The organism is Clostridium brassicae (assembly GCF_026738875.1).
Classification (GTDB): domain Bacteria; phylum Bacillota; class Clostridia; order Clostridiales; family Clostridiaceae; genus Clostridium_H; species Clostridium_H brassicae.
The window spans coordinates 26,785-45,881 of record NZ_JAPQFJ010000003.1 but is presented as its reverse complement, the minus strand read 5'-3'; the positions used below and the strand labels follow the sequence as shown (position 1 = coordinate 45,881).

Annotated in this window: 21 protein-coding genes; 4 read left to right on the top strand and 17 right to left on the bottom strand. The window is 28.7% G+C overall.

The window, feature by feature from the left end; translation table 11 throughout:
• Nucleotides 1-107 precede the first annotated feature (107 nt).
• The 10 genes from OW729_RS03645 to OW729_RS03600 all read right to left on the bottom strand — a co-directional run bounded on the left by OW729_RS03645 (nucleotide 108) and on the right by OW729_RS03600 (nucleotide 8,897).
• Entirely contained in the window at nucleotides 108-932 is an 825-nt protein-coding gene (locus tag OW729_RS03645; RefSeq protein WP_268060085.1) for a carbohydrate ABC transporter permease, read from the bottom strand.
• A complete protein-coding gene (locus OW729_RS03640) occupies nucleotides 932-1,846 on the bottom strand; it encodes a carbohydrate ABC transporter permease (RefSeq protein ID WP_407647636.1) in 915 nt (304 codons plus the stop codon). The genes OW729_RS03645 and OW729_RS03640 overlap by 1 nt, the downstream gene beginning before the upstream one ends.
• Nucleotides 1,847-2,192: 346 nt before the next feature.
• Nucleotides 2,193-3,104, bottom strand: a complete 912-nt coding sequence (locus OW729_RS03635) for a DMT family transporter (protein WP_268060084.1) — start codon at nucleotides 3,102-3,104, stop codon at nucleotides 2,193-2,195.
• 113 nt (nucleotides 3,105-3,217) lie between these two features.
• Nucleotides 3,218-4,036, bottom strand: a complete 819-nt coding sequence (folK, locus tag OW729_RS03630; RefSeq protein WP_268060083.1) for a 2-amino-4-hydroxy-6-hydroxymethyldihydropteridine diphosphokinase — start codon at nucleotides 4,034-4,036, stop codon at nucleotides 3,218-3,220.
• 43 nt (nucleotides 4,037-4,079) lie between these two features.
• The gene (gene folP / locus OW729_RS03625; RefSeq protein ID WP_268060082.1) at nucleotides 4,080-4,892 is read right to left on the bottom strand and encodes a dihydropteroate synthase; all 813 of its coding nucleotides are present in this window, start codon (nucleotides 4,890-4,892) and stop codon (nucleotides 4,080-4,082) included.
• Nucleotides 4,893-4,925: 33 nt separating this feature from the next.
• Nucleotides 4,926-5,426 (bottom strand): HD domain-containing protein, encoded by a 501-nt coding sequence (locus tag OW729_RS03620; RefSeq protein ID WP_268060081.1) that lies wholly within the window; start codon nucleotides 5,424-5,426, stop codon nucleotides 4,926-4,928.
• A gap of 80 nt (nucleotides 5,427-5,506) precedes the next feature.
• Nucleotides 5,507-6,055 carry a GTP cyclohydrolase I FolE gene (gene folE, locus OW729_RS03615; protein ID WP_268060392.1) on the bottom strand — a complete coding sequence of 183 codons (549 nt, stop codon included), beginning with the start codon at nucleotides 6,053-6,055 and terminating at the stop codon, nucleotides 5,507-5,509.
• Between the two features lie 18 nt (nucleotides 6,056-6,073).
• Nucleotides 6,074-6,829 (bottom strand): aminotransferase class IV, encoded by a 756-nt coding sequence (locus OW729_RS03610; protein WP_268060080.1) that lies wholly within the window; start codon nucleotides 6,827-6,829, stop codon nucleotides 6,074-6,076.
• A gap of 134 nt (nucleotides 6,830-6,963) precedes the next feature.
• Nucleotides 6,964-8,325, bottom strand: a complete 1,362-nt coding sequence (gene pabB / locus OW729_RS03605; protein ID WP_268060391.1) for an aminodeoxychorismate synthase component I — start codon at nucleotides 8,323-8,325, stop codon at nucleotides 6,964-6,966.
• Nucleotides 8,325-8,897, bottom strand: coding sequence for an anthranilate synthase component II (locus OW729_RS03600; protein WP_268060078.1), 573 nt, complete (start codon nucleotides 8,895-8,897; stop codon nucleotides 8,325-8,327). Before OW729_RS03600 ends, pabB begins: the two co-directional genes overlap by 1 nt.
• A gap of 236 nt (nucleotides 8,898-9,133) precedes the next feature.
• Between OW729_RS03600 and OW729_RS03595 the strand changes: the two genes are divergently transcribed.
• From OW729_RS03595 to OW729_RS03585, 3 genes are all read left to right on the top strand, one after another.
• Nucleotides 9,134-9,964, top strand: a complete 831-nt coding sequence (locus tag OW729_RS03595) for a PHP domain-containing protein (RefSeq protein WP_268060077.1) — start codon at nucleotides 9,134-9,136, stop codon at nucleotides 9,962-9,964.
• A 24-nt stretch (nucleotides 9,965-9,988) separates the two neighbouring features.
• Nucleotides 9,989-10,243 (top strand): TfoX/Sxy family protein, encoded by a 255-nt coding sequence (locus tag OW729_RS03590; protein ID WP_268060076.1) that lies wholly within the window; start codon nucleotides 9,989-9,991, stop codon nucleotides 10,241-10,243.
• A gap of 158 nt (nucleotides 10,244-10,401) precedes the next feature.
• Entirely contained in the window at nucleotides 10,402-10,566 is a 165-nt protein-coding gene (locus OW729_RS03585; RefSeq protein ID WP_268060074.1) for a hypothetical protein, read from the top strand.
• Between the two features lie 159 nt (nucleotides 10,567-10,725).
• On the opposite strand, the gene ptsG is transcribed toward OW729_RS03585, so the two are convergent.
• The 6 genes from ptsG to glpX all read right to left on the bottom strand — a co-directional run bounded on the left by ptsG (nucleotide 10,726) and on the right by glpX (nucleotide 17,926).
• Nucleotides 10,726-12,750 (bottom strand): glucose-specific PTS transporter subunit IIBC, encoded by a 2,025-nt coding sequence (gene ptsG / locus OW729_RS03580; protein WP_268060073.1) that lies wholly within the window; start codon nucleotides 12,748-12,750, stop codon nucleotides 10,726-10,728.
• Between the two features lie 352 nt (nucleotides 12,751-13,102).
• Nucleotides 13,103-13,237, bottom strand: a complete 135-nt coding sequence (locus OW729_RS03575; protein ID WP_268060072.1) for a hypothetical protein — start codon at nucleotides 13,235-13,237, stop codon at nucleotides 13,103-13,105.
• A 113-nt stretch (nucleotides 13,238-13,350) separates the two neighbouring features.
• Nucleotides 13,351-14,757 (bottom strand): aminopeptidase, encoded by a 1,407-nt coding sequence (locus OW729_RS03570; protein WP_268060071.1) that lies wholly within the window; start codon nucleotides 14,755-14,757, stop codon nucleotides 13,351-13,353.
• A 153-nt stretch (nucleotides 14,758-14,910) separates the two neighbouring features.
• A complete protein-coding gene (locus OW729_RS03565) occupies nucleotides 14,911-15,459 on the bottom strand; it encodes a 5-formyltetrahydrofolate cyclo-ligase (RefSeq protein ID WP_268060069.1) in 549 nt (182 codons plus the stop codon).
• Nucleotides 15,449-16,366 (bottom strand): HPr(Ser) kinase/phosphatase, encoded by a 918-nt coding sequence (gene hprK, locus OW729_RS03560; RefSeq protein WP_268060068.1) that lies wholly within the window; start codon nucleotides 16,364-16,366, stop codon nucleotides 15,449-15,451. The genes OW729_RS03565 and hprK overlap by 11 nt, the downstream gene beginning before the upstream one ends.
• Before the next feature lie 591 nt (nucleotides 16,367-16,957).
• Nucleotides 16,958-17,926, bottom strand: coding sequence for a class II fructose-bisphosphatase (gene glpX, locus OW729_RS03555; RefSeq protein ID WP_268060067.1), 969 nt, complete (start codon nucleotides 17,924-17,926; stop codon nucleotides 16,958-16,960).
• 376 nt (nucleotides 17,927-18,302) lie between these two features.
• Here glpX and OW729_RS03550 point away from each other — a divergent pair, with 376 nt between their 5' ends.
• The gene (locus tag OW729_RS03550) at nucleotides 18,303-18,506 is read left to right on the top strand and encodes an aspartyl-phosphate phosphatase Spo0E family protein (protein WP_268060066.1); all 204 of its coding nucleotides are present in this window, start codon (nucleotides 18,303-18,305) and stop codon (nucleotides 18,504-18,506) included.
• 34 nt (nucleotides 18,507-18,540) lie between these two features.
• Here OW729_RS03550 and OW729_RS03545 read toward each other — a convergent pair whose 3' ends face one another.
• Complete coding sequence (locus OW729_RS03545) at nucleotides 18,541-19,089, bottom strand: flavodoxin family protein (RefSeq protein WP_268060065.1); 549 nt, start codon at nucleotides 19,087-19,089, stop codon at nucleotides 18,541-18,543.
• Nucleotides 19,090-19,097: the final 8 nt, after the last annotated feature.

Genomic DNA, 19,097 nt, shown 5'->3' with positions numbered 1-19,097 from the left:
ATAAATGAATTTACATTAACTACACGCCAAGCACCATTTATGAAAACGTTTATAAAAATATATCCTTTATCTCATGTTTTTCTTTTAAACTATCTAATTTAAATTATTTAACTTTTAACAGATCCAGCTGTTAATCCCTCTATTAATTGTTTTTGGCCTAAAATGAATGCTATAATAGACGGTAAAATTATCATAATTATGCCTGCCATTACAGGTCCAAATGCTTGTGAATCTACATTTTCAAGCATACTTATTCCTATTTGTACTGTTCTCATTCCATCTCTGTTAGTAGTAAGCAATGGCCACATATACATATTCCACGCATGTAGAAAAGTATATATTCCAAGTGATCCTATGGCTGGTTTAGAAAGCGGTATTACAATACTAATTAAAAACCTAAAATTTCCACATCCATCTATAACGGCAGCTTCATATAACTCTTTTGGTATAGATAAAAAAAATTGTCTAAAAAGAAATATACCAAGAGCAGATGTTAAATATGGTAAAATAAGAGCTCTAAACGTATCTAATAATCCAAGAGAGCTTATAGTTAAATAATTTGCAATAATTACTGCTTGCCCTGGAATCATAAGCGTAGATAGTATAACTATAAATAAAATTTTTTTCCCCTTAAACTCCATAAAAGAAAAAGCATATGCAGCTAACATTCCTGTTATTATTTGTCCAGCAGTTATTGCTACAGACATTATAAAACTATTAAAGATAAATCTACCTATAGGTGCTATTTCTAACGCTTCTTTGTAATTTTTAATATACAATGACCTTGGGATAAACCTAGGAGGATACTCAAAAATCTGTTCTGGTGTCATAAAACTGACCCCTAAAGTGTATAAAATAGGCCCTAAAATCAAAATTGAAATCATAATATTCAAGGCATACACTATAAATTTAGAAGTATTTTTTGTTTTCATTAATAATTCACCTTTCTTTCTCCAACCCTAAACTGGATTAACGTAAGAACTAATAAAATTATAAAGAGAATTATTGATTGAGCACTAGCAACACCAAATCTATTATTAAAAAATGCTTCTCTATATATAGAATGTACAAGAACATTTGTTGATTCACCTGGTCCTCCAGAGGTCATTATATTTATTTGTCCAAAAGCTTGGAAGGTATTTATAATATTTATTACTAACAGAAAAAATATTGTTGGAGATATACAAGGAATTGTTATATTTAAATGTTTCCTAAATACTCCTGCCCCATCTATTGCAGCACTTTCATATAAATCCTGTGGAACTCCTTGAAGAGCAGCTATAGTAAATATAAAATTTATACCTATGTTAAGCCAAACAGTAACCAATGACACAGCTATTAGTCCCCATTTTTCATCTGTAAGCCATCCTATATTCGCTCTAAGTACATAATTAATTATTCCTATACTGGGGTGAAAAAGAAACATCCATATAATTGCAGCTGAAGCAGATGAGATTGCCATAGGAAGTGCATATATTGTTCTAAATATTCCAACTCCCTTTATTTTTGCATTTGCAAGAAGTGCAGATATAAATCCTATTATCATAGATGGAATTACAGTAAAGACAACAAATTTACCTGTAACTATTAAACTATTTTTAAAAGAAATGGACTTAAAAAGGTCTATATAGTTTTGTAACCCTATAAAACTACTTACCTTACCTTGAGAATCTGTTGAATTTAGACTTAAATATATAGTTTTAATAAAAGGATAAAAAATAAATAATGAAAAAATAATTAAAGCAGGTAAAATGTATAAGTAAGGTTCTATAATTTTTATCCTATCTTTAATTGGTATCTTATGTTTTTTGTTTTTTTGTAAATTTTTACTCTTTACAATATCTATTTCATTCACTATTCTCCCTCCATTTTTTAATACTAACTCTCATTTACTATGCTTATAATAGTCTAATATTTTAATTAATTATAGATAGAGTTTACTTATGTTATTTTTCATAATAAAATATATGTGCTATATATCTTAAACATTCTATATATTATAATTAATTGTAAATTTTCCCTGAATTTTCCCAAAATAATTAGGTTGCTACATAACTTATCCGATGTCTAACCATTCTTTATTCCCATTTTCTTTAAAGTTGGAGTAAAAAATGGCACAAGACTCTGGATAACGGTTTTCCCTAAAGGATAAAGGCTTCTAAGGAGTAGAACTCCTTAGAAGCCTTTAATAACTAATTCTCTTCTTTAACTATTTCATTTTGATTTTTTGTTTTTAAAAATCCCCATTTAGTTTCAGCTGTTATAACAGCTATTAATATAAATGCACATCCCCAAACCATTTTTATAGTAAAAGCTTCTCCTAATATAATTACAGCTAATAAGCTTCCAAATAGTGATTCCAAAGAAAGGATGATTGCTGCATGTGTTGCATATGTATATTTTTGTGCTACATTTTGAACTATTAAGCCAAGCATAGTACTAAAAATCGCTAAATATAAAATAGACATAATTCCATCTGTAGTAAACCCTTTAGGGACTGATTCAAATATAATAGCACACATAGCTGACAAAATACCACATACCCCTAATTGTACTATAGTTAATATTATAGGATCTAAATCATGGGTATAAAACTCTATTGCAACTATTTGTGCTGCAAATAAAACTGCGCACAAAAGTGTAAGGCTATCTCCTAATCCTATACTTAAACCACTTTCTAAACTTAACATTCCTATACCAATTAAATTTAAAAATGCCGCTATAGTAGAATATACATCTGGTCTTTTTTTACTAACAATCCAATATAAAAAAGGAACTAAAACCACATAAGTAGCAGTAAGGAAAGATTGTTTCCCTGCTGTTGTATATTGTAGTCCTATGGTTTGGGTCGCAAATCCCCCAAACAAAAATACTCCAACTACAAAACCACCTTTTATATGCTTTTTATCTATATTTCTTACTTTCTTAAAAAATATTATACTCAATAAAAAAGTAGCTATTATAAATCTAGCTGCTGTAATATAAAAAGGTGATATACTGTCTAACGCCCCTTTTGTTGCTACAAAGCCACCTCCCCACATAACAGCTACTAGAAACAATGATATATCTGCTATAATACTCTTTTTTTTGTCTATTTGTTTCATTAACTTCGCCCCTTTGCTTGTCTATAATTAAACTTGTTAAGAGTGATTGCCCTAATAATAGTATTTATAATTATTTATCATTATTTTTCTTTAACTCTAAATTCACATATGAATTATTTTTTTTCAGATTCATCTCTTAGTTGATATATTCTTTTATTTAATATAGGATGTATTAGATACGGTGCTATATCCGAAAGAGGCTTTAACACAAAGTTTCTTTCATGCATCCTAGGATGAGGTATTATAGCTTCCTCGAAATCTGTTATTAAATTATCATAAAGAAGAATATCTAAATCAATAGTTCTAGGACCCCATTTTATTATTCTTTCTCTTTTTAATTCCTTTTCAATTCCTAATAGTAGATTAATCAAATCTTTTGGATGAAGTAAAGTTTTAACTTCTAATGCTGTATTTAAAAAATCATCTTGATCTGTATAACCTACTGGCTTTGTAACATACATATTCGCGACCTTTGTTACCCTAGTAAGTTTTGATAAGTTTATTTTTTTAATAGCTTGTTCTATATTGTCTTCTTTATTCCCTATATTAGAACCTACGCCTATGTATACAGTATGCCATTTTCTATCTACTTCTACCGCCGCATACTTTATTGGCTTTCCTATAGGTGCCCAAGGTTTCTTTATCATAAGCTTAACTCTCTTTATAGTTTCATATTTTAAAAGCATGAACTTAGCAAGTTCTTCAGCTGCCTTTTCAATTAAATCATATTTACTTTTTTTAAACTCTTCTTCAATTTCTACACAAAGCTGTGCATAACTAATTGTTTTTGTTAAATCATCACTTATGCCTGCAGGACTCAAATCTAAATATACTTGAACAGAAATAAAAAACCTTTGACCCATATTTTTTTCTTCTTGGTTAACTCCATGGAAAGCATAAACTTCTAAATCTTCTATGTAAATCTTATCCATTACGTCACTTCCTCCTGTAATTTTATTAATTAAGGTATGTTTTCTAAAAAACGCTTCTCATAATTTTATCCGTCATCATGGAAGCCCTTTTATTTTCTTTAACATCATGTACTCTCACAAAATCACAACCTTTTGTTATTCCTATAACCGTAGTTGCAAGAGTTCCCTCTACTCTTTCATCTGTTGGCAAATCCAAAGCAAATCCTATCATTGATTTTCTAGATGTTCCTAGTAAAACTGGATATCCCAAAGTATTAAACTTCTCAAGATTTTGCATAACCTTTAAATTATCCTCATAAGTTTTTGCAAACCCTATACCAGGGTCTATCATTATCTTATCTTTTTCTACACCTGCCTTTAACGCTATCTCTATACTTTCCCTTAGGTCTTTCAACATATCTTCCATTATGTTATTGTAATTTTTATCTTCTCTATTATGCATAAGGCAACAAGCTACCTTATATTCAGCAGCTACCTTTGCTATTTCTTTTTCTCTCTTAAATCCCCAAACATCATTTATAAGACTTGCTCCTGCTTTTACAGCTTCCCTAGCTACTTCTGCTTTATAAGTATCTATAGAAATAGGTACATCTATTTCCTTTGATAAAGCTTTAATTATTGGAACTACTCTTTTTATTTCTTCATCTTCTGGTACAAAAATATGCCCTGGTCTTGTAGATTCTCCCCCAATATCTATTATATCTGCTCCTTCTTCTATCATCTTTTTAGCATGAATTATAGCAGCATCTATATTGTTATATCTTCCACCATCAGAGAAAGAATCAGGAGTAACATTTAATATACCCATTATGTAAGTTCTTTCTCCTAAATTAAATTGTTTATTTCCTATTATCACTTTTTTTATCCCCCTTAAACTATCTAAATATAATTAATAATATATATTTACATTTTTCTTTTCATCTGTCCAATTACATTTTTCTCTATTCCCGCAACTAAAACAACTTCTAGAAAGTTTATCTGCCCTATAAAAAATTTCTCCAAGAGAATTATTTTCTAATTTATCCTTATTTTCATTACTATTTCTATGATTTAATATTGCATTTTTTATTTGTTCTCTTTCATTTTGTGTAAAACCGCTATCGATTAAAATTTCATCACTTAAATCACAGCTTGCAATATTATGAGGTACTCCTTCCTCGTATTCCTTCCATCTCCCAATATCATGAAGTAATCCTAATGCATAAATTACTTCCTTGTCTATACCTAAATTATTTTCTAAATTTAAAATATAAGTAATCCTAGCCGCATCTAGAAAATGTATCATATCATGCTTACAAAACTCTCTTTTCTCCTCATGTTTAAGTATTTTACTTAAATATTCTTTATATTTATCATGATGTAAAATTTTATTTACTCTTTCTAAGTTCATTTAAAAACCTCACTTTTTACTAGATGCTACAAGTATCTTAGCTTTTGTAAAATTTTCAACAAATATCTATTACCTAGTGCCTAAATTAATCTTAAAACCTCGTTTCTAAGATTAATATCTTCCTTAAACCTTCCTCTTGTCACTATAGTAGATGTTTTAGCTCCAGGTTTTTTTACACCTCTCATAGTCATACACATATGCTCTGCTTCAATCACAATCATTGCTCCTTTAGCATCTAAATTTTCCATAATAGCATCTGCTATTTGTGCAGTCATTCTTTCTTGAAGCTGAGGCCTTTTAGCATATACTTCAACAGTTCTTGCTAATTTACTTAACCCTGCTACCTTTCCATTTGGAATATAAGCTATATGAGCTTTACCGTAAAAAGGAAGAAAATGATGTTCACACATAGAATAAAAATAAATATCTTTCTCTAAAATGATATCATCATTTTCTACCGAAAATTGTTTTAAAAGATGAGATACTGGATCCTCATTCATTCCTGAAAAAATTTCAGAATACATCTTCGCTATTCTATCAGGCGTTTCAAGAAGTCCTTCTCTTTCAGGATCTTCTCCTATAGCTTCTATTATCATTTTTACAGCTTCTTTTATTTTTATTTCATCTATCATTGTATCTCGCTCCTATCATAATTTAGCAATATAATCTTCATATGTTAATCTAATATCATTTATTATATCACTTTTTTTTAAAAGTTTTTCATTTACTCTTTCAACCTTCATAACGCCCATCAAACTATTTGTAAAAAAAGCCCCATCACTATTTAAAAGATCATTTAACTGAAACTTACCTTCACATACCTCAAAATTAGAAACAACCCATTTTCTAACTACTCCATCAAGAAGTCCACATTCTAAAGAGGGAGTATATATTTTTTTATTTTTAATCCAAAATAAATTAGAAACGCTTCCTTCACTTAGGTATTTTTCATAATTTAAAAATATAACCTCGTTATAGCCTTCATTTATAGCCTTCTCTCTTTCAATTAAATTATCTATATAATTTACAGATTTTAAATATGTAAAATGAGACTTAGGATTTCTATAAATGTGGCTTAGTTTAGTTTTAAATCCACTAATATAATCTTTTTCTTTATAACCTATTTCCCTTTTAGTGAAGATAATATTTTTTTCGCTAACTGTTAATCTTACTGCACAATTCTTCCATCCGACCTTACTAATATTATTTATAAAATACTCTTCAGAAACTTGTGTTTTTAAACCAATTTTTAAAAGTCCTTTATTTATTCTTTGTAAATGCTCCTTAAAAAAAATAGGTTTATCTTTAAGTAGAATAGTTTCAAATAATGCCTTTCCCAATAAAAAACCACTATCTAATTCTATACTATTTTCGTTTGAAATCTCTTGATTAACTATTATCACAAAATCACCCCATTAGTTACTTAATAGTCTCTAATCTCTAAATGCTTTGTTTAAAAAGTTCTTTAATTCTCTTTTATCCATTAGCGATTATCAACTAACGATTATTTTTTATCCTAATACCTTAGACCTGATTATTATTTACTAGATATAGCTCTAAATAAAGCTTTAGCTTTGTCCAATGTTTCCTCATATTCTGCTAAAGAATCTGACTCCCAAGTTATACCCCCACCTACCCCCATGTAGGCTTCATTATCTTTTATTAATATTGTTCTTATAACAATATTTAAATCTAAACTATTATCAAACCCTATATATCCTATAGATCCAGTATAAATATTTCTTCTTACATTCTCTAATTCATCTATTATTTCCATAGAACGTATCTTAGGTGCACCTGTTATAGATCCCCCAGGGAAACAAGCTTTAACGCAATCTATAGAAGTAGCATTATTTTTAAGCTCTCCCACTATTGTGGATACTAAATGATATACTGTACTATATTCTTCTAATTTAAATAGTTCTGTAACTTTAACAGAATTAGGTTTACAAACCTTGCTTAAATCATTTCTCTCAAGATCAACAATCATTAAAAGTTCCGATTTATCTTTTTCACTATTTAAAAGTTCGTTTTTATTTATTAAATCTTCCTCTTTATTCTTTCCTCTAGGACGAGTTCCTTTTATAGGCCTTGTTTCTACAATTCCATTTTTAATTTGAAGAAATCTCTCAGGAGACGAACATACTATACTAAACTCTTCTAGCTTCATATAAGCTGCAAAAGGAGCTGGATTTATGTTTCTTAACACTTTATATATCTCATATGGATCCTCTTCGATTTTACAATTAAACCTCTGAGTTAAATTTGTTATATATATCTCTCCCTCTTCTATGTAGTTTCTAACCTTTTCTACACAATCTATATATTCATCTTTTGTAAAATTGGATTTAAACTCAATTTTATCATAATCATTAATTTGTAATATATCAATTTTTTCACTCTTCAATATCTTTTTCTCTATAATCTCAATACTTTTATCCTTATTTTGCAATATTCCTAGGGCTGATATATGTACTTTATCATTTACATGATCTATTATAATAACATTGTCATAAAAATTAAAATAGCAATCAGGTATCTCTATATCTTCTTTTGCATAATTAGGTAAGCTTTCTATTTTTCTTCCTATGTCATAAGAAAAATATCCTATTCCACCTGATACAAAAGGTAATTTAGTATAGTTCAAAAATTTATATTTTTCTATAATCTTTTTTAATTCTTCAAAAGCATCTCCCTTATACTGTTTCCCATTCATAAAACACATACTATTTTTTGATTTAAATGTTATAAATGGATTTATTCCTATAAATGAGTATTTCCCTAAAGTTTTTTTATCTCTTGCACTATCTAAAAATACACTTTCTTTTTCATCTTTAAATATTGAATATATACTAAAAGAATCAAGTTCTGTAGTAATTTCTTTTATTAAAGGATTTATCATTTTCTACACCTCTTAATAAAATTTTTTAGCATTTCATGCCCTTCTTCTGTAAGCTCTGCTTCTGGATGAAATTGAACCCCTTCTATATCATACTCCTTGTGCTTAATTCCCATAATAACTCCATCCTTTGTCTCACATGTTATGGAAAAGCACTTAGGCAAACTCTCTTTTTCCACAATTAAAGAATGATATCTTGTAACCTTCAAAGGCTTTTTTATATTTTCAAATATACCTTTTCCATTATGAAACACTTCTGATATTTTTCCATGCATAGGCCTATCGCCCTTTACTATATTACCACCAAAAGCATAACCTATAGTTTGATGTCCAAGACATATACCTAAAATAGGAATCTTGCCTTTAAATTTTTTTATTATTTCTACTGAAATTCCTGTATCCTTAGGATCTTTAGGACCTGGTGATATTATTATTCCTTCTGGATTTATCTTCTCTATATCTTTAATAGTAATTTTATCATTTCTATATACACAAACTTTTTCTTCTAGTTCTTCAAGATACCGAACTAAATTATATACAAATGAGTCATAATTATCTATCATTAAAATCATATTTACATTCCTTCTTTCTATTAATATAATATAACATACTTATCTAAAAAGCAGATTTTTAACTAAAACCATATCATAAATAAAATTAACAAATAAACAAAAATTAGTTCTATTATATCAAAACCTTTTTAAAGGGTGTATATTAAACCCTTTGATTAAATAAAGATTTTAATATATACTAAATTAATATATGCTAAATATTTACTGCAACCCTTTATAAAAAACGAGGTGAATTTATGTATAAAAAAGCTGATCTACATAATCATACTACTGCATCAGATGGTAAATTAACACCAAGTCAATTAGTAACACTAGCTAAAAAACAAGAATTAGATATTATAGCTATAACTGATCATGATAATACTTACGGTTTAGAAGAAGGCTTGATAAAAGGAAATGAAATAGGATTAAAAATTATTCCTGGTATAGAACTTACTACACGTCACAATGGTGAAAGTATTCACTTATTAGGCTATTTTAAAGAAAATAGTTATGATTCTTCCACTTTTCAAAACTATCTCATTGAACTTCAGGAACATAGAATAAAAAGAGGAGAAAAAATAGTATACAATTTGAAAAAATTTTTTAATATATCTCTTGACTACGAAAAAATATTAAATAATAATAACAATGGAATTATTGCAAGACCCCATATTGCTAAAGCTATAATTGATGCAGGATACCATTACGATTGGAATTATATTTTTCATAATATGATTGGCAATACAAGCCCTGCATATGTTCCTAATAAAGATATAAGTATACAAGAAGGTTTAGATATTCTTAAATCTGTTAATGCATTTGTATCCTTAGCCCATCCTACTCTTATAAACAAATCTAAAATAGAAGATCTTATGAAATACAATTTTCATGGAATTGAAGGTATTTATCCATTAAATAAACCTAATGAGGAAAAAAAATTCAGAGAAATCTGCTTAAAATACAACAAACTTATAACTGGTGGTTCTGATTACCATGGATTAGATAAAAGTGATAAAAAACATGGCTATATTGGTAGCTCTACACTAGAAGGTGAAGATTTAGATAGATTTTTAAAAGTAATATAAAAAATTTAATAGGATGTGATTGATTTGAATAAGCTTAGCAGAATGCCTAATATTGGCAATACATTAGAAAACAAACTAATAGATGCAGATATAAAATCACCTGAAGAATTAATTAGTTTAGGAAGTAAGGAGGCCTTCATAAGAATAAAAATGCTTGATGACAGTGCTTGTTACAATATGTTGTGTTCTCTAGAAGGTGCAATTCAAGGAATAAGATGGCATCACTTAGATGAGTCAACTAAACAACAATTAAAAGTATTTTTTCAATCACTAAAATAATTGTATACAGTTTTATAATTTCAAAACAACATAACTGCATACAAATTTCATTGTGAATTTACTTTAGTCTATGTTTTAAAAAATTGCTGAGTTCATGTAATTCCAAAGTAATTCTAAATGTTAAAATTGTTTATGTATAATATATTAAGGAGGCTAATATGAAGAATTTAGTGATAAGTATACTAGCATTTATAATTACTTCACTAATATTAAATTTATTTTTTCCACCAGCCAATTGGAGAAATTTGATTTTTTATTTGTTTATATTCTGTATTAGCTCCGTAGTTATCTTAGCTGTGAAAAAATATAAAAATAAACCTTAAACACTTCTTATTTTTACTCATAAGACTATAAAACCCATGTGATCATCTATACTATACTGACCTTATTTTTTACTTATAATACTATAGAACCCCATGCCAACGCATGAGGTTCTATTCATTTTAGTTAACTATATTTTTAATTACACATGTTTTTTCCAATTACTTTATAGTCACGAATCCTTTTTCTCCACGATTTACTTTCTTTCCAAATTCAACTAAAAGTTTTTTATCCTCAGATAAATTTGTAAATATAACTGGAGTAATAATTGATGGGACCTTATCTGTAACTTTATCTAAATCAACTTTAAGTATTGATTGACCAGCTTTAACTTTGTCATCTTGATTTATAAGAGCTTCAAAACCTTCTCCCTGAAGATTTACAGTATCAATACCAAAATGAATTAATAATTCAAGACCATTATCTGCTGTTATTCCTATAGCATGCTTTGTTGGGAATAGCGTAGTTATTGTTCCATCTACAGGTGAAACCACTTCTCCATTTTCTGGATACACAGCAAATCCATCACCCATCAATTTTTGTGAAAATACTGCATCAGGAACTTCTGATAATTCTAAAATTTCACCTTCTATTGGAGCTACAAACTCATCATCTTTTGCTATCTTAACAATAACTTCTTTGACTTCTTCTTCTATTTTCGCTGTTGGTACTCTTCCTGCTATAACATCCTTTATTTGATTCTTTAATTGATCTGACTTTGGTCCAAAAATAGCTTGTATGTTATTTCCTATTTCCATAACACCAGAAGCACCTAAGTTCTTTAATTCTTCTTTATCTACATTTTTAATATCATTTACACTTACACGAAGTCTAGTTATACAAGCATCTAATTTTGCTATATTTTCTTTTCCACCTAAAGCTTTTAATACTCCTTCTGCAAGTTCTGATCCTTTTAATTTTGAATTAGTTGTAGATGCTACATCAGCTTCACGTCCTGGAGTCATAAGATTCCATTTTCTTATTGCAAAACGGAAACCAAAATAATATAATACAGCAAATCCTAATCCTACTACAATTACTAAATACCATGGTGTACGATTTGGAACTATACCAAACATGATAAAGTCAATTACACCACCTGAAAATGTCATACCTATTTTAACATTTAATATTTGCATTAACATAAAAGATAAACCAGCAAATAAACAGTGTATTCCAAATAAAACTGGTGCTACAAATAAAAATGAAAACTCAAGTGGTTCTGTAATACCTGTTAAAAAAGAAGTTAATGCCGCAGATGCTAATATACCTGCTGCAAGTTTTTTCTTTTCAGGTCTTGCTTCTTGATACATTGCAAGAGCTGCTGCTGGAAGTCCAAACATCATGAATGGGAATTTACCAGTCATAAATGTACCTGCCGTAAATGGAACTCCATCTTTTAATTGAGCAAACCAAATCAAGTTGTCACCATTCACTAAATTTCCTGCTTTATCTACATATTCACCAAATTGGAACCAGAATGGATTATAGAAAATATGATGTAGTCCAAACGGAATTAACGAACGTTCAATTACACCAAATACAAACGCTGATACAGTTTGGTTTGCATAAACCATGTTTTGAGAAAATGTATTCAATCCTCCTTGAATAGGTGGCCAAATAAATACCATTATAATTCCTAATATAAGTGCAAAAACTGATGTAGCTATCGGAACGAATCTTTTTCCTGCAAAGAATCCTAGGTAAGGTGGCAATTCAATATTGTAATATTTTTTATACACTTGTGCTGCCAAAATACCAATTATAATACCTCCAAAAACACCTGTTTGAAGAGTTGGTACACCAAGCACACTTGCAAATTCTGGGTGTTTAGGTCCTATTAGTTCTGGAGTTATATGAGCAAATATACCCATGGTTACATTCATAATTAAAAATCCAACAATGGCTGCTATTCCTGCAACTCCATCTCCATCCGATAAACCAACTGCAACACCTACTGCAAATAATAAAGAAAGATTGCTAAATATAATACCGCCTGCTTGTGCCATAACACTAGCTAATTGTTGAAACCAAGCAACATTTGCTGCTGGAAAAGCACCTAAAAACTGTTCACCTTGAAACAACGTACCAAAAGCAAGCAATAATCCAGCAGCAGGAAGCAAAGCTACTGGAAGCATTAAAGCTTTACCTACTTGTTGTAAAACACCAAATGATTTTTTAAACATAATTTTTCTCCTTTCATAATCCTTTATTTTTTAACCTATTTTTTTGCAAAATAAAAGACATGATCAATGCTAGTACAAGGCTGTTTATATTTGTCTAAACTAATAATATAAAATTAGTATAAACAAATATAAACCTCCTTATGCCTAACCGTTGAACATGCCTTGCCTGATCGAATCAGTAACACGCATAAACCAATACGTTAGTATATGGATTATTAATCTTTAAGTTGTCTACGTTTTCATTATAGCACTTTAAAAATTAGTTTTCAATGCTTTTTTAATAACAATATATATTTTCAATAACATATATTTTCATTTTTGTTTTGTTTACATTTTCTTACAAAATGTTTTATTATTTTTTCTTTTTTATTTCATCCATAATTCTTTTTATAGTTTTAGTTATTAATCCTAAACCTACAACTACAAAAAATATGTATATTTTTTCTTTGTTGTTTGGATTGTTTAAATACTGAAAAAATTTCTCCACCATAACATCTCCGTAAAATAAAACTTAGTTCAGATAAAGTCTTACCTTTATCTGAACCTTATTTATTATTATCTATTTTACAAATATTAAATACTATGTTTCAATACACTTAATTAAGCTTCTTGTAAAAATGCATAATATCCTCTCATTGTCTCATATACATCCGCTTTAGATACAACTTCCCATGGAGCATGCATGTTTTGAACAGCAACACCACAATCTATAACTTCCATACCATATTCAGCAAGTATATAAGCAATAGTACCTCCGCCACCTTGGTCTACTTTTCCAAGTTCTGCAGTTTGCCATGATACATTATGTTTTTCCATCATAGCTCTTATTTCAGCTATGTACTCTGGATTAGCATCATTACAACCTGATTTTCCTCTTGCCCCAGTATATTTATTAAATACTATACCTTTTCCAAAATAAGCACAATTTCTTTTTTCCATTACTGATGGATAGTTTGGATCATAAGCAGCACTTACATCTGATGAAAGCATTTTAGAATTTGTAAGAGCACGTCTTACCTTCAATTCACTATAGTCTCCGCATAAACTCATAACTTCTGCAACTGTATTTTCAAAGAATCTGGATTGCATTCCTGTAGCACCAATACTTCCAACTTCTTCTTTATCAACTAATAATGTTACACATGTTTTTACTGGTTTTCCTATTTTTAACATAGCTTCAAAAGAAGTAAATGAACATACTCTATCATCATGACCATACGCCATAACCATACTTCTATCAAGTCCATAATGTCTTGCGGAACCAGCTGGAACCACTTCAAGTTCTGCAGATACAAAATCTTCTTCATCTATATCATATTTTTCATTTAATATTTTTAATATATTTTGTTTAACTCTACTTTTAGCTTCTTTGTCTTCTATTGGAATACTTCCAACTAATATGTTCAAATCTTCTCCTTCAATTCCTTTAGCTAACTTCTTTTGAAGTTGATCTGCTGATAAATGAACAAGTAAATCGGAAATACCTACTACTGGATCCTCTTTATCTTCTCCTATAACTACATTTATTTTAGTTCCATCTTTTTTAATCATAACACCATGTATTGCAAGAGGTAATGTTACCCATTGATATTTCTTAATACCACCATAATAATGTGTATCTAATAAAGCTAGGTCAGTATCTTCATATAACGGATTCTGTTTTAAATCTAATCTTGGAGAATCTACATGCGCTCCTAATATACTCATACCATTTTCTAATGATTTTTCTCCTATTACAAACAAAGCTAAAGTTTTCCCCATGTTATTTGCATAAACTTTATCTCCATGTTTTAAACTACCATTTTTCTTTATTATATCTTGTATATTTCTATAGCCTTCTTTTTCTGCCATTAATATAAATTCATTTACACATTCTCTTTCTGTCTTGCATTTAGACATAAAATCTATATATCTATCATTTAACTCAAAGACCTTTTCTAAATCTTCCTTAGTATACTTGTTCCATGCGTATTCATATTTTTTTTCTAACCTTTTTTCTTTTTCCATAATGTTTCCCCCTATTCTTGTTATTATGTACTTTATTTGCATACATTACCCATTATATCATAAATTTGTTCTAACACTTTGCTTAAAATAAATGTTTTAAATTAAACATTCATTTAATACCAAATTTATAATATCATACTTAGTCTTTGCTTTTTAGTTGGTTATTATTCTATCTACCCTTATATCATGTTCTTTCATTACGACCTCATTCATAAGTTGAAAATCATAAGCTAAAGCAAATTTAGCAGCATTTGGGCTTAATTTTTTAAGAAATCTGTCATAAAATCCGCCCCCATACCCGACTCTTCCCCCTGATAAATCAAAAGCTACTCCTGGTACTATTACCAATTCTATAATATTTTCATCTACGGCATTATCAAAACTGTCCGGCTCATAAATACCGTAAGCACCAATTTTTAAATCCTTTAAAGTTTTTATCTCAACAGCTTTCATACCTAATTCTTTTGAAATAACTTTAGGTACATATACACGTTTATGATTTTTAAATGCATGTTTAATAATTCTATACGTATCTACTTCACCTTCAAAACTTACATATATAAAAATATTTTTCGCTTTAGAATAATCTTCACTCTCTATGAGTTTGTTGAATATACGTTTATCAAATTTATTTTTTTCTTCTAATTTTAATTCATTTCGCTTTATTTTTACATAATCTCTTATCTCTTTTTTATTCTTCATTTCTAAACATCTCTTCCATTCTTTTATCTATGGTTTCTACTGGAGATATTTTAGAGTGTAATCCATATCTATAATTTGCCGCTGCTGCTTCTATTATAACTGCTATGTTTCTTCCAGGTCTTATAGGCACAGTTATTTTCTTAATTGGAATATTTAGTATTTCTAAATACTCCCCATCAATACCTAACCTATCATAATTCTGTTCTGGCCTCCATTGTTCTAAATATATAACAAAATTTATGGTCTTTTGTTTTAATATAGAACTTAATCCATATAAAGCCGGAACATCAATTATTCCCATTCCCCTAACTTCCATCATTCCCGAGGTTATATAAGGAGCTGTTCCTACTAAATTTCCATCGATTTCTTTAATATCAACAGCATCATCTGCTACAAGTCTATGTCCTCTTTTTATAAGTTCAAGAGCAGTCTCACTTTTCCCTATCCCACTTTCTCCTGTTATCAAAATTCCAATACCATACACATCTACTAATACACCATGTAATCTAGTTTCAGGTGCTAGTTCTGCGTCAAGATAATTTTTTAATTTTGTTACAAGCTGAGTGGTAAGTAACTTAGTTCTAAGAATCCACCTCTCATTTAACTTTGCATATTCTATACACTCTTTGTGAGGTTCTAAATCCCTTGCTATAATTACACATGGAGTTTCAAATTTAAAAAATTTTTTCATTCTCTTTTTCAGAACCTCAATATGCATTGTTTCAAGAAAACTCCATTCTGCCATTCCTACTATTTGAATTCTTTCATTAGCGAAATAGCTATAGTAACCAGCAAACTGAAGCCCTGGTCTATTTATATCACTTGTTTTTACTTGTGAAGTTTTTTTACCTTCAACTAATACTTCAAGCTCTAATTCTTCAACTAATTTTTCAACTGATATTGCCATTTATTTTCCTCTCTCTTCTAAAGTTTCATAACTATATTCACTAATATTACCTTAGTCTTAGCTTAACCTTAGTAACATAGTATTAATAACTACTTATGTAATTCTTATTTATCCGATGACTACCCGCTCTTTACTCCCATCTTCTCCAAAGTTGGAGTAAAGAGCAAGTAATTCCGTAGATAACGGTTTCCCTAAAGGATAACGACTTATAAGAAATAAAGCTCCTAAGGATTCTGTTAATAATCTTTAGTGGAAGTAAAAACTCCCTCTGAATCCAAGAACCCTGTTTATATATTTTACAATATACTAAATCATTTATCTATAATTTAAAACATAAAAATATTAAAATAATATTACATTTCAATTTTATTAAATATATTTTTTCAAATACTTATACTCAATATTTTTTTAAATAACAACAAAAGCTAACAAAAAATTAAATTTTTCATTAGCTTCTTCTTATTTAAATTTAAAATTACATTTCAAATATATACTTTAAAAACATAACTTAATTTAATATTTTATATAAAACAGAAAGTTATTTAATGCTTATACCTATATATTAATTAATTTTTACTTATATACGTAATCTTATAATAAGCAAGTCCTATCTACATGATGTACTGCTTCAACAAATCTAATAGTTCTTGTCTTAGATCTCATAACAATTGAATGAGTTTTTGCTTTATCATTTTTAGAATACACTACGCCTTTTAATAAATCACAATCAGTTAAAGCTGTAGCAGCAAAATAAACATCATCTGATTTTACTAAATCATCTATAGTAAGTACTTTATCAAAGTCTTTTATTCCCATGCCAATACATCTTTCTTTTTCTTCTTCAGTATGTGGTTCAAGCATAGCTTGCATTTCTCCACCCATACATTTAATAGCTGCTGCTGCTATTACACCTTCAGGAGCTCCACCAGTTCCTATCATTAAATCTATACCAGTATCTTCAAATCCGCATGCTAAAATAGCTGCTACATCTCCCTCTCCAAATAATTTTACTCTTGCTCCAACTTCTCTTGCTTGTTCTACAATGTAATCATGTCTATCTCTTTCTTGTACAATTACTGTCAAGTCCGTAACATCTTTATTTAAAGCTTTAGCAACATTAATTATATTTTCTTTTGGTGATTTTTTAATATCTATAGCCCCTTTTGCTCCTTCTCCTACAGCGATTTTTTTCATATACATATCTGGAGCATGTAAAAGACTACCCTTAGGTCCCATTGCAACTACAGCTATAGAATTTGGTAATCCCTTAGCTATAAGGATTGTACCATCAATAGGATCAACCGCTATATCCATTTCAGGCATATCTTCATGTCCTAATCCTACTTCTTGACCTATATAAAGCATAGGAGCTTCGTCCATTTCTCCTTCTCCAATAACAACTTTACCTCTAATAGGCATCATATTAAATGCATCCTGCATTCCATTAACAGCTTCTTGGTCAGCAGCATTTTTATCTCCTCTTCCCATAAGCTTAGCTCCTCTAAGAGCAGCAGCTTCAGTAACTCTAACTAAACCCATAGCTACATCTGTATTAATCATATGTTAACCTCCACTATATCTCAGTATAATAATTCCTATATTATCAAATTAAGTATAATCAAAACATAATAATGCACACATATTACGTTAAATATTATATCACATATATCTATTTATACAAGATTATTGTATAACATTTTGACATATTTATTAGTTTTTTAAATTTACACAAAATTAAAAAAACTAATAATTACATTTTATGTAAATAGAATGCTTTATGTTTCCTCTTTCCCTTTAAAAAAAGTATTTATAAATAATTTATGTATTATTTTAACTTTTAATAGTTAGTTTTGTACTAATATAGGTATAAAAATTCCTTCACATCTTTTCAAAAATTTGTTAAAATATAACTACACCATAGAAAGGAGATCATAAAATGAAAAACAATGAATCTTTAGTGATTTTTATAGAATATAAAATAGACTTCATAAGAGATATACTTAATCATTTGCTGATTACCCTTGAACCCACAAATGAAATAGTCGTTAATGTAAGCCAACAATTGGACAAGTATTTAAACGAATATAATAAATTAAAAAATAATAATATTATCAAAAACAATTATGAATATATTGCCTAAAAACACAGCACAAGTCTTTTTTATAAACCTGTGCTTAACTTATTTTTTTAGCGATATTATATATTTTTTCAATAACCTCATTGTTTTCTTTTACAGAAAAGTTATCTGTATTTGGTACATATAAATTATACACCAATTCACCATTAAGACCTTTCATAAAATATTTAAACATTTTTTCCATATGATTAAACATTCCTTCCCACTCACTTCCAGCATTTATAAATAGTATTCCTCTTCTTTTCTTATTTTCTTTAATGTTTAATATATGTTTTTTACTCCAATAAATCTGAGTTCTATCTATAATATTTTTAAATGTACCTGGATAGGAAGCAAAGTACATAGGTGAAAAAACAACTATGTTATCGCTTTCTTCTATTAATTGATAAATTTTTGTCATATCATCTTTTATAGAACATTCTCCTTCATTTGAATAACAAAATTTGCAATCAATACAAGGTTCAATGTTGACATTATATGAATTAATCACATAACTTTCCCCACTTAGTTTTTCTAAAAAAGCTTTTGTCATAATTTCAGTATTTCCTTGTTTATTAGGGGAAGCTGTAAATATTAAAGTCTTCAAACTATTCA

Excerpts from the sequence above, each read along its gene's own strand:
- OW729_RS03645 (WP_268060085.1), bottom strand. The coding sequence starts at position 932 with ATGAAAACAAAAAATACTTCTAAATTTATAGTGTATGCCTTGAATATT.
- OW729_RS03635 (WP_268060084.1), bottom strand. The coding sequence starts at position 3,104 with ATGAAACAAATAGACAAAAAAAAGAGTATTATAGCAGATATATCATTG.
- folK (WP_268060083.1), bottom strand. The coding sequence starts at position 4,036 with ATGGATAAGATTTACATAGAAGATTTAGAAGTTTATGCTTTCCATGGA.
- OW729_RS03620 (WP_268060081.1), bottom strand. The coding sequence starts at position 5,426 with ATGAACTTAGAAAGAGTAAATAAAATTTTACATCATGATAAATATAAA.
- OW729_RS03600 (WP_268060078.1), bottom strand. The coding sequence starts at position 8,897 with ATGATTTTAATGATAGATAATTATGACTCATTTGTATATAATTTAGTT.
- OW729_RS03595 (WP_268060077.1), top strand. The coding sequence starts at position 9,134 with ATGTATAAAAAAGCTGATCTACATAATCATACTACTGCATCAGATGGT.
- OW729_RS03585 (WP_268060074.1), top strand. The coding sequence starts at position 10,402 with ATGAAGAATTTAGTGATAAGTATACTAGCATTTATAATTACTTCACTA.
- ptsG (WP_268060073.1), bottom strand. The coding sequence starts at position 12,750 with ATGTTTAAAAAATCATTTGGTGTTTTACAACAAGTAGGTAAAGCTTTA.
- OW729_RS03570 (WP_268060071.1), bottom strand. The coding sequence starts at position 14,757 with ATGGAAAAAGAAAAAAGGTTAGAAAAAAAATATGAATACGCATGGAAC.
- OW729_RS03565 (WP_268060069.1), bottom strand. The coding sequence starts at position 15,459 with ATGAAGAATAAAAAAGAGATAAGAGATTATGTAAAAATAAAGCGAAAT.
- hprK (WP_268060068.1), bottom strand. The coding sequence starts at position 16,366 with ATGGCAATATCAGTTGAAAAATTAGTTGAAGAATTAGAGCTTGAAGTA.
- glpX (WP_268060067.1), bottom strand. The coding sequence starts at position 17,926 with ATGATTAATACAGATGTAGCTATGGGTTTAGTTAGAGTTACTGAAGCT.
- OW729_RS03550 (WP_268060066.1), top strand. The coding sequence starts at position 18,303 with ATGAAAAACAATGAATCTTTAGTGATTTTTATAGAATATAAAATAGAC.